This window comes from Moraxella atlantae NBRC 14588, from assembly GCF_001591265.1.
Lineage (GTDB): Bacteria > Pseudomonadota > Gammaproteobacteria > Pseudomonadales > Moraxellaceae > Faucicola > Faucicola atlantae.
On the sequence record NZ_BCUL01000039.1, the window covers coordinates 1 to 8,596 of the forward strand.

Here is an 8,596-nt window from a genome sequence, read left to right on the forward strand (position 1 = left end):
CTTCATCCTACAGCACCACCCAGGCATCCGTCCACACTGTGCCTACCTATTCTACAACAAAACAGGCACCCGGCTAAAAATACTCATTCATGATGGACTGGGCATTTGGCTATGCACCCGAACACTGGATGATAGCAAATTTCACGGACTGGGCGAACGCCTCATGCGACATCACAGTCCACCCAACCCAACCACAGGACTCACCATCAGCCACGAGCAATTCAACGCCCTTGTCAGCGGACTGCCCTGGCACAACCTAGGCAAAGACATACTCACCCCGCCGACCTAAGCTGACTTTATCATAAAGCCGCTAAATTTTAACTATCACCGCCTATTTACTGACAATGCAGGACGGTTATGGCAAACTCATATCATGACCGCCGCCCACCCATCCGACCCAACCGCCCTAAGCTACGCTGATTTATTAGCCCAAAACGCTCAGCTTCAACAGCAACTTGACGCACAAAAACAATATTACGAACAGCAAGCAGCGCAACTCAAACAGCAATACCAAGCACTCGTTGAAGAAATCGCCAAACAGCAACGTCTCATTCATCGCCTGTTTGGGCAAAAAAGTGAAGGCTTAACCCCCAAACAAACCCACCTAAACAAAGAAACCGCCCTAGAAGACCTAGCCTTGCTTGAACAAGCGCATGACAACTTCTTAGCCAATCTTAGCGATGACGAGCGAGCCAAACTGTCTGCGAATGAATCTGTTGATGCTCAAACTCTCACTACTCAGGGACTTGAAGACAAAGCAGATAACCCAACCCAAAAGCTCACCAAACCCAAACGACAAAGACGCATCGTTATCCCTGATAACCTCGACATTCACACCATCATCCACGAACCACCGTCAACCACCTGTGAATGTGGCTGTCAAATGACGCAAATTGGTCAAGATGTTCAAGACAAACTTGGCTTTGTACCAAAGCAGTTTTACCGTGAGCGTCATGTTTATCCCAAATACACCTGTCGTAACGCTGCGTGTAACCGTGAGCGGTTGGTTCAAGCCAAAACCGATGCCCAAATCATCGATAAAAGCGTTGCCACGCCTGAGCTACTGGCTCATGTGCTTATCAGTAAATACGCTGACCATTTGCCCCTGTATCGCCAAAGCCTGATTTATCAGCGTAGCGGGGTGTATTTATCCGATTCAACCTTAGCCGATTGGGTCGGACGCTGTGGGGTGCAGCTTGGGTTTTTAGTCAATCGCTTAATCAAGCTGATGCTTATTCAGCCAATTGTGCATGCCGATGAAACCCCTGTGAAGATTTTAAACGCTTACGGTACCAAAGATATTAAGCGCAAGTTAAAACAAGGTTATGTGTGGGCGTATGTAACCCCGCAGCATAGTCCAATCAAAACGGTGGTGTATGACTTTACCCAAGGTCGGGGTAGTGAGTATCCCAATGCTTTTTTAAAGGGCTTTAAGGGCAAGCTTGTTTGCGACGGCTATAACGGCTATAAGCCATTATTTGGGCGAGGGGTGATTGAAGTGGGTTGTATGGCTCATGCCAGACGTAAGTTTCATGAGCTTCATGTGACAGGGCAGAGTCTTATTAGCATTGAGGCACTAGAACTGTTTCAATCACTGTATGCCGTTGAGCGTGAGATTGATGAGCGGTTTGAGAAAAACCAATCACCAACGCCTAGAGATGCCCAAGTCGTTAGGCAAATCAGGCAAGAGAAGGCTAAACCAGTTGCGGATAGGCTTCTTGTGTGGTTACAGGAGAAAAGGCTAGGTACGACTAAGAATGCTGATATTACCAAGGCGATTGAGTATTGCTTGAAACGGTGGCAGGCTCTGACACGTTATTTGGATGATGGCAGTTTGCCGATTGATAATAATTGGGCGGAGAATCAGATGCGTCCTTGGGCTCTCGGGCGTAAGAATTGGTTGTTCGCAGGGTCGCTTGAGAGTGGGCAGCGGGCGGCGAATGTTATGTCGCTCATTCAGTCAGCTAGATTGAATGGGCTTGACCCGTATGCGTATTTAGCGGATGTGCTGAGACGTCTGCCAACACATCCTGATAGCCAGATTGATGCGCTGTTACCACATTGCTGGAAACCACCTCAATAGGGGATGGTCGGGGGCTTACATTCAAAAGCTGAAACTCGCTGAATCAGGGAAATGTAGTAAATAATGGGTCTGCATAGAAATTACAGTAGCAAGTAATTTTGCCAAGTCTTTTAGCTTGATAAATAGTCCAAAAAATGCTGGTTTTTTAGACAATTCCATTTCCATAAAAAAATAGGGGCAAATCGCTCCTATTTTGTCAATTAACTTGTCAATAAAACAGCGTATAACAAACCCAACTGTTTTTTGTTTAAAAGACAGTAGCTTTGGTCATTCCATAACAGTCAATTAATGTGTCCCTGCTAAGTCAACCAACATCGCCTGTCTTAAAATACTATTCATCCGAGTTTGATAACCCTTACCTTGAGACTTAAGCCATAGCAATACATCGCTATCCAACCGTACCGTAGCAATTTGTTTGGTTGGCTTATAAAGCGGATTTGACACAGCGTTCGCCCAAAACTCCTGCGTTAATGGTGGGATATCAGAATAATCAATGTCCGCCTCATTTAATTTAGCAAGACGAGCCTTGGCTTCTTCGGTTAATTCAGGCGGATTGGTTAAATCAATAGTTCGAGTAACGATTTTGTTCATAACGTATCTTTTCCTTTTTATCTGCAGGACGGGCTGAGATAATACGGATATACTCCTCCCCACTTTAACTTAATCTTTATTATATTGTAAATACATTTTTGTAAATCGTAACGATAAGATGCCAAGTCGTCAAGATAAAATCTGATATATAAGGTATCAACCAACCAAAGAATCCCTACCGCCCAAACCCTCTGAACGGCTGATGCCTTAGCTCCTTATCTTTTTCCAGCTTTTCAGCGGTAAACTTTAACTTGGCATACCCCGACAAATCATAAGGATGGCTACTGACATAAGATTCTGCCTGTTGTTGGTTCATCTTGTGTTGCTTACCATTGGCATCAACTTCATATAGCCTACCTTCCCTGGCATACCCCACCACTTGCTGTTTTAACCCATTAAACAATTTTTTAAATAGCTCAATTATGGCTCTAACAAGGGCTGAAACTGTGCCAACGAGTTCGCCAAACTGGTTTGTTGTTTCTTGAAACTCGCCAATGTGTTGGACATATCCGTCTTTAGCGTTTCGAGTTCGCTGACTAAGTTTTCTAAGTTTTGCTGTTCGCTGTTGCTCTCGGCGGTACTGGTCTGTAATGTCTGAATCGAAGTCTTTAAATCGGTCAACGACTTTTCGACGTCGCTGTTGTCGTCGCTTGGTATGCTCTCTAATTGGCTCAAGACTGATTGTATTTTGGTTTGTAAGAGTTGATATTCTTCCCTGCCTGCTTTGAGCGTTGCTGTCTGTGATTTGCTTAAAGTGGCTAATTCGTCCAAGTAATTGTTGATTCGCTGATTGTGCTGCTCGGTCTTGGCTTGTATCTGTTGGTCGAGACGGGTCGATAGCTTGGTCAATAGCTGCTGTGACAGCGTCGTCGCTAACTGTGAAGTCGCTTGATTGAGCTGTTGCTGTAAGTCGCTTTTTATCTGCGTCAGCTTGCTGTCGATTTTCTGGTGCAAATCGTTCGATAGTTTCTCTAAACTTTTCGTGATGAGCTCGATAGGGGTTGGATGGGTCATAAGATGCTACTTTGCTGGGTTGTCTTTCTTCGCTTGTGCGGTTGGTTTGGTCGGGGGCAGTTCTGTGACCAGTAAGGTCTTCTCCCCCTGCTGGTTGTTTCCCCAAAACGCTGTTTGTTGATTTTTTGGCGTAATCAGCAACCCACCTTCTTTGCCCTGATTGGTGTAGAGACTCACCATGGATAATGCCTGAGCCTCGATAGGGGTTTGACTGATATGGGCTTGTAGTGTATCCAAGCGTTGCTGGGTTTGATACACCTGATTGCCCAGATAATAATTCAACCCAGACAAAGCGGCAGCGACTAAAATCTCGAACAGGGTAAACAGTGTCGCTCGCATACCCAGTTTGTTTAGAAATTTCATGTGTTGCTGATGCTCGGTCACTGCCTTTTTGGTATCCGTGATGACCTGCTGGCTGATGGTCGTCATTGCTTGGGGTATGGTTTGCAAAATGGTTTTGCTCTGATTGACCGCTGTATTGCTCTCCTCGCTCACGTTTTGCGTCATATTCTTGAGACTGTCGCTCACGCTGGTCTGGCAAGTTGCCACTGTCTGTGACACCGATTCGCTCATACGGCTGACTGCTTGGTTCAGCTCGCTCACTTTGTCCGTTAATTGATTGAGCTGGTTCTGAGCTTGTTGCAGTTGCTCGTGATTCAACTTCACTGAATTCTCGACCAAGGTCTTGCTCAAGCTGTCTATCTGACCCACGACGTTTTTCAAAGCGTTGCTCCAATCTGAGCTTGCGTTTTTCACGCTCTCGTCGATTGATTGCTTGAAGTTCGCTTCGATTTTTTCTTTCTCTTGTTTGCGTTTTTCCAAGCGACTCGAAACGCTGTCTTGTGAATTCTCGCTCATACATCATCCCCTTTAGTTTAATATTACGCCCACCTTCAGGATTTTTAATCGAAATAGATTTGCCATCCTTAGCAACCCGTGTGATTTCAAATACTTCTGAAATTTTTTGAATAATGTCATCTTGCGTTTGAATTGACTCATCCTCAATAATTTCATTAATCAGCCATTCGCCGATTTTTTCTTCGTCAAATTGTTTTTTGTTTTTAACGATTTTGCCAGCACGTTTATCATTTTCTTGCTGTTTTTTTAGGGCATATTCATAACTTTTAAGCTGGTAAGGACGTTGACGCTTACTATCATTTGGATCTTCAAGATTATAATCAATATTGATTAAATCTTTCCAAGAGTCTACCAGTTTTAAATCTTTTCCGTGGTAATACACGGGTAAGGCTTTACCCGATGGCAAATGAATATCGGCAAACACAAAATGTAATTCTTGCCTATCTTTGTCTTGATGCTCGACCCAATACCCACTGTACTCTCCCGCCGTCATTCCAGGAAATAAGTTCTGTTCAAACGACTCAATAATCTCAATTTTTTGTGCATCCGTGAGCGATTCTTGAGGCGCAAATGATAAAACACCCGAAGTATAAATTTTGGAATTCTTTATTCCATTAATCACTTCTGTCGTATCAATGTCATTACCATAGATTAATCGAGCCCCATCGCGAGGTTTACTTCTATTGTCTTTATCAAATAATAAATAATTGCGTACCGCACCGCCGCCGCCTGTACGTGTTAGTTCGCCTTTTTTTACTTTGCCATGATCAAAAAATCGCACTAGCATTTAATTGTCTCAGCAAAGTTTTTGATAACAGGTGAATCAGTTTGATCATTAATCACAGTTGAATCGCTAATAATATTATCCGCATTCTTTACGGCGTTAAGCGAATACTGTTCTCGTAACAACTTCAATTCGTCAGCGACTCTTTGCAACGCAAATGCCAACTCTAATGTATTCAGTGTTTGCTTTGGATCTAATGATACCGTATGAGCATAACGTGTCAATTGATTGACATTATTACCGATACTCACAATCTGTCTAAACAAGGCTGGATCAATTATCGGTAAATCATGTATCCGCTTAGCAGGTTGAGGTAAATCCAATAGACAAACTCGCACAAACTTAGCCATTGGCAAACCAAAGCCTTCGGCACGAGATTTAACTAATTCATACTCATCATCGTTTAAACGCAAATTTAATCGAGTCTGACGTTTTTCAATTACTTTATTTTCTTTATCTAATTTCATACATTTAAATCGCTAAAAAAATTAATCATCCTATATTGTAATATCATCTTATCGCTTCGTATCTAAAATTGACGATAGGATAATTTTAAATACGAAGCGATTTTGGGGGTTTTAAAAGGGGGAAATATTCCCACTTTTACCAGCGACAGCGTTATCATTGAGCTTGCGAAAATGGTAACGTTGTCATTGATATTGCTGAAAAAATCTTCTACTTACTCAAGTTTTTCTTTGGATTATACGATGATTTCTCCGACTTACAAATAGTTTTTGCTTTAATTTTTTACTGGATGTTGTTATTATTGTGAAATCCAATAGCTAAATAGTCTATAAAGGTAAGTTATGAAAGCAGAATTAACCAAGATAGAAAATCATTTATTAACCAAGCTAGTTAAAGATTTCGAGACAAAAGTTGCTAAATCTAAAAAACTATCTGATGAACACCAGTTAATTTTAGCATTGACTCAAAAATCTGTATTGTCTGATGCAGATGTTAAAAAATTAAAGTTATTGTTAGAATTTGAACAGTCTAAAATTCGTATTCGGGAGAAAAAGAAACAAGCTAAACAAGTCTTAAAAAATCACGAAAGTGAGAAAAAAGAAATCATCGAAAATCGTTATAAACGCTTTGGACTTGTCACCATCGCGTCTTTAAAAAAATTACCCAATCAAAAAGCCACCATTTCACTGAATGATTTTTTACAACTGATGCTTAGCGATGAGAATTTAAATAAAAAAGACAAAGAGTGGCTAAGTAATTTTTTCGTTGAGCCTGATGTAATAGTTGAAAAAATTTACAAAGATGAGGCTAATGCGGTGAATAGACTTGATACCAATTCGTTAAACACAGAATTACCTGCAAATGAGAATTTATCGTGATTTTTTTTGATAGCAAAAAAAAGTTTTGATTGGTAAAGAATTTAAATTTTTTTGTATATCAGAAAAATTTTTTGGCGTATTTTATGTTGATAGTTTTGGTTGTGATTTTTTATTAATGACTTATCGCAGATCGCAGATTATTAAAAACGCCAGTTAAAATGCTTCTTATTAGATAAATAGTTTGTAAAAGTCGATTTGTTTTTTTGGATATGGGTCAAAAAGTATGCTGATACGATTTTCTGTTCGTGGTGAGCTTATCGAACCATAAGAAAATCGCTACCCTTCGACAAGCTCAGGGCGAACGATTTTCTTTGAGCATACTTTTCAAACCACTACCGTTTTTTATCTTCGACGATGATAGCTTTGATTAGTTTTTTAAACGCTGGCTTTTCAAATTACTAAGCTAGGATGTTGTTTGTTATTGGTGGTAAGGTATTTATGTTGAAAGTCAGGATGGTGACAAATCCATTGGGCTAAATGGATAATTTTGATTCGTTATTCTTCCAGAATGATGTTCTAATTTTTAAATCGTCCTTCTTTAGAATTTGCGATGATTTTATCCAAATTATTGATTTCGGGGTGGTGTTGTAATATTTTTGCTTTGAATCATTGGCTTAGGTTTATTTAACTATCTTCGGTAAGAAAGTCGTAACAGCTTTGACATGCGTAGCTCGTCTTGTTTATGGTAGAGGAGGTATTGAGGTTTGTGGCTACCAGTTTGGGTTCAGTCACTTGTTTTAAGATGTGACATTTTTGGCAGGCGATAGTGCTGTCATAGACTCTAAGTTTTTTTTAGGGTGTCTGCCAGTTGTGCAGGGTTGATGTGATGTTTTTGACAGAGCCAGATGATATGTTCAAGCAGGGTGTTGTTCTGCCCTGTCGGCGGGCAGTAGTAGACGTAGCAGATGTGTATGTCTTGGTCGCTGACGTTGAGTTGTATGAGAAATTTGAGGGGAGCTGGGTTTTGCATTTGGGTGTAGGCTCGTCTCTGGGATGTTCGGTTAATTTATTGATTAATTGATTTATTGGTCAGATTGAATGGCTGATATCAGCGTTACAAGGGTTATTTAACCGTTTATCAGCCATTCAGGATAATTGGGATGCTAAGCTAGGGTGATAGCGTGTGGGTTTGATTTGTGTTTTTTCCCTCATGCGTTTTTATTCTAAGCTAGGCAGTTGCGGTCTGGGGAAAATGGCTCAGGAATCGCTCTTTTAGCTCACTATAGAGCGTGTCATCGTGTTGCAGGTCATCTAGGGTATCTAAGCTGTCAAATACGCTGTAATGCGCTTTAAGCCACTTGCCTGCCCATTTCCGAATGGCGGTGTAGTTATCCAAGCTTTGACCAAGATTTAAAAAATATGCCATTTGATAGCCGTCGTTGATGTCAAAATCTAAGATGAGTTGGTTAGCCAGTTGGTTAGCAATGGTTTTAAGGCGTTGGTTGTGTTGTTGCTGTTGGATGAGGTGGTTAAGGTTGAGGGTTTTCATAAATGGTTTCCTCGTTATTGGTTATTTTAGGTAGATATGCGATAATAGAAATATCTAGTAATAAGGCATATATGCCTGTTAAATGTAACTAAATTACCGCTTGTGGGAATATTATAGCGTTAAATATTCCCACTATCAACCATTTTATTACACTTAGTGGAAAAATAATGATTAAATTAAATTTGCCTGTGCTATTTGCACAAAGAGGGTTGAAGGTTGCTGATGCCAATCGTATGACTGATATGGGAAGAACTACGTTATACCGCTTATATAATAACGAAGTGACCCGTATTGATTTCGATTCCTTGGAACGCTTATGTAAGCTGTTAAATTGCAAACCTGGAGATATTATTTTGTATGAGGAAGATGAACCCAAAGATAATTCTTAACTATAAAGAAGCCCTTGTTTGAATAAGCAAAGGCTTTTTTAATAA

The 8,596-nt window shown here is 40.7% G+C and carries 8 protein-coding genes; 4 read left to right on the top strand and 4 right to left on the bottom strand.

Annotated features, from left to right (window positions below; all coding sequences use genetic code 11):
- Together tnpB and tnpC are read left to right on the top strand one after the other, a co-directional pair.
- Positions 1-289: IS66 family insertion sequence element accessory protein TnpB (tnpB, locus tag MA2_RS10275; RefSeq protein ID WP_067059533.1), on the top strand; the 289-nt coding region annotated here is incomplete at its 5' end.
- Positions 290-373: 84 nt separating this feature from the next.
- Positions 374-2,083, top strand: a complete 1,710-nt coding sequence (gene tnpC / locus MA2_RS10280; protein ID WP_067059535.1) for an IS66 family transposase — start codon at positions 374-376, stop codon at positions 2,081-2,083.
- 285 nt (positions 2,084-2,368) lie between these two features.
- Here tnpC and MA2_RS10285 read toward each other — a convergent pair whose 3' ends face one another.
- From MA2_RS10285 to MA2_RS10295, 3 genes are all read right to left on the bottom strand, one after another.
- Positions 2,369-2,674 (bottom strand): BrnA antitoxin family protein, encoded by a 306-nt coding sequence (locus tag MA2_RS10285; protein ID WP_067059549.1) that lies wholly within the window; start codon positions 2,672-2,674, stop codon positions 2,369-2,371.
- Between the two features lie 175 nt (positions 2,675-2,849).
- The gene (locus MA2_RS10290; RefSeq protein WP_067059537.1) at positions 2,850-5,333 is read right to left on the bottom strand and encodes a relaxase/mobilization nuclease domain-containing protein; all 2,484 of its coding nucleotides are present in this window, start codon (positions 5,331-5,333) and stop codon (positions 2,850-2,852) included.
- A complete protein-coding gene (locus MA2_RS10295) occupies positions 5,327-5,797 on the bottom strand; it encodes a plasmid mobilization protein (RefSeq protein ID WP_067059539.1) in 471 nt (156 codons plus the stop codon). The genes MA2_RS10290 and MA2_RS10295 overlap by 7 nt, the downstream gene beginning before the upstream one ends.
- Before the next feature lie 339 nt (positions 5,798-6,136).
- Here MA2_RS10295 and MA2_RS10300 point away from each other — a divergent pair, with 339 nt between their 5' ends.
- The gene (locus MA2_RS10300) at positions 6,137-6,673 is read left to right on the top strand and encodes a hypothetical protein (RefSeq protein WP_067059541.1); all 537 of its coding nucleotides are present in this window, start codon (positions 6,137-6,139) and stop codon (positions 6,671-6,673) included.
- 1,168 nt (positions 6,674-7,841) lie between these two features.
- Here the strand turns inward: MA2_RS10300 and MA2_RS10310 are convergent.
- A complete protein-coding gene (locus tag MA2_RS10310; RefSeq protein WP_067059545.1) occupies positions 7,842-8,162 on the bottom strand; it encodes a hypothetical protein in 321 nt (106 codons plus the stop codon).
- Positions 8,163-8,329: 167 nt separating this feature from the next.
- On the opposite strand from MA2_RS10310, the gene MA2_RS10315 reads away from it, so the two are divergent.
- Positions 8,330-8,551: a helix-turn-helix domain-containing protein gene (locus MA2_RS10315; RefSeq protein WP_067059547.1), complete on the top strand. Its 222-nt coding sequence runs from the start codon at positions 8,330-8,332 to the stop codon at positions 8,549-8,551.
- Positions 8,552-8,596 lie beyond the last annotated feature (45 nt).

Coding starts and splice junctions, on each gene's coding strand:
- tnpC (WP_067059535.1), top strand. CDS start 374: ATGACCGCCGCCCACCCATCCGACCCAACCGCCCTAAGCTACGCTGAT.
- MA2_RS10285 (WP_067059549.1), bottom strand. CDS start 2,674: ATGAACAAAATCGTTACTCGAACTATTGATTTAACCAATCCGCCTGAA.
- MA2_RS10290 (WP_067059537.1), bottom strand. CDS start 5,333: ATGCTAGTGCGATTTTTTGATCATGGCAAAGTAAAAAAAGGCGAACTA.
- MA2_RS10295 (WP_067059539.1), bottom strand. CDS start 5,797: ATGAAATTAGATAAAGAAAATAAAGTAATTGAAAAACGTCAGACTCGA.
- MA2_RS10300 (WP_067059541.1), top strand. CDS start 6,137: ATGAAAGCAGAATTAACCAAGATAGAAAATCATTTATTAACCAAGCTA.
- MA2_RS10310 (WP_067059545.1), bottom strand. CDS start 8,162: ATGAAAACCCTCAACCTTAACCACCTCATCCAACAGCAACAACACAAC.
- MA2_RS10315 (WP_067059547.1), top strand. CDS start 8,330: ATGATTAAATTAAATTTGCCTGTGCTATTTGCACAAAGAGGGTTGAAG.